Origin of the sequence: Ligilactobacillus murinus DSM 20452 = NBRC 14221 (assembly GCF_001591685.1) — a bacterium.
Classification (GTDB): domain Bacteria; phylum Bacillota; class Bacilli; order Lactobacillales; family Lactobacillaceae; genus Ligilactobacillus; species Ligilactobacillus murinus.
This window is the reverse complement of the sequence record NZ_BCVJ01000105.1, coordinates 1-1647: the sequence shown is the minus strand read 5'-3', so window position 1 is coordinate 1647 and position 1647 is coordinate 1. Positions and strand designations below refer to the sequence as shown.

Sequence of the window (1647 nt, the reverse complement as noted above, 5' to 3'; positions counted from 1 at the left end):
TTTAAATAGAAAAATAGTTTATGCGGTTTGAACGCGGAATTTTTCTGCGGTCAAGCCGTTTTTTGATGTATATGCACGTTGCGTGTTGAAATATTCAATAGATTCTTTTACTGATTCCTCTAATTCTTCCAACGTCTTAGGTCGAGTGCGTTTTGCTAACCAAATTAGTTTAAAGTCATTCCACCAACGTTCCATCGGTGAGTTTTCCCAAGGATGTCCTGGGTGAGACATACTATGAATACAGTTTCGACTGGCTAAATAGTCGTTAAAATCAATAGAACGGTATGCTGCTCCGCGATCCGTATGGATCATCGGATGCGCATCAGGTTCTATTTTAAATGCTCGTCTAAATACTTCAATTGCCGAAATTGCAGTTTCTGTAACGGAAATATTGTAGCTCAACGCATAACGACCGTACAGATCCAGAACTATATGCACTCGAGCCTTCTTTAACTTATCTACTCCATACAGAACTTCTGTAGTATCAGTTACCCAAACTTCGTTTGGTCTTTGTCGATCAAATTGTCCGTCGAGTAGGTTATCATTTATATACTCCTCATGACGTTTAACTCGATTATGTTTCTTTTTACGGATATTTGCTCTAATTCCATGTTTTCGCATACAGTTGGTTACTCGCTTTAACCCTACTTTAAAATTCAGTTTATTTTCAAAAGCCAGTTGTGTCGTCATACCTAAATAACCCAAAGTCCACTTATGTTTTTCTTCCAATTCTAGAATTGAACTAAGTAACTCTGCTTGTTCATTTTCGTGCTTACTTGGCTTTCTGCGAATCCATTTGTAATAGGCGTCTCTAGTAATACCAGCGATTTGACACAAGCTAACGATTGACCAACCATATTCTTTATTTAGTTCTTTGATGGCTTGTTGTTTGAAGAATCGTTTCCCTCCCGATTGCGTATTTCCATCACTTTTTTTGCGTATGCTTCCTCCATTTCTTTACGGAGAAGTTGGGCCTTTAATAATCGATTCTCAGCCTTTAGCTGATCAATTTCTGTCCACTCTTTTTGTGGCTTAGTTTTGCCTCGACGATCACGAAGTGATTGTGGATCATTGCCACTTTTACGATACTTTTGATACCACCCATAAACTTGTTGATAACTAACGTTATATTTTTCTACGGCCCAGTTGTAATTGACATCATGCTTGATCAACTCTTCGATTATCGATAATCGTTCTTCAAAAGTAGTTTTTCTTCCTGGCATAATTGAATCTCGCTTTCTTGGCGTATAAGCCTTTAGTTTTGATTCATTATACTGCATAATCCAATCTAGCAGTTGTGTTTTGGACTTTAGCCCATGCTTGATCGCGAATATTTCAAGCGACTCATCTGATTTTTGATATTGTTGCACCAAAGATAATTTAAATTCCTTTGAATATCTATGATTATTGTGAGTAGATCGTAAGCCATTAATGCCCTGATATTTATATAGATACCCCCAAGTTCTAATAGTTTTTTTGCCCACTGCATACTTTTTAGCCACCTCACTGATATTAGAACGGGTTAGTTCATTTAGTATAGCTAATTTTTGTTCTGCACTGTATTTTGATTTCCTAGACATATAAAATACCCTCCAAGTATAAGATGAATTTTCTATTTCATCTGTATACTTAGAGGGCATTATAACC

General features: G+C 36.7%; 2 protein-coding genes. Both read right to left on the bottom strand.

The window, feature by feature from the left end; translation table 11 throughout:
• Positions 1-18: 18 nt before the first annotated feature.
• Entirely contained in the window at positions 19-837 is an 819-nt protein-coding gene (locus LMU01S_RS09945) for an IS3 family transposase (RefSeq protein ID WP_061773584.1), read from the bottom strand.
• A 29-nt stretch (positions 838-866) separates the two neighbouring features.
• Positions 867-1580, bottom strand: a complete 714-nt coding sequence (locus LMU01S_RS09940) for a helix-turn-helix domain-containing protein (protein WP_056958929.1) — start codon at positions 1578-1580, stop codon at positions 867-869.
• Between the last annotated feature and the right edge of the window lie 67 nt (positions 1581-1647).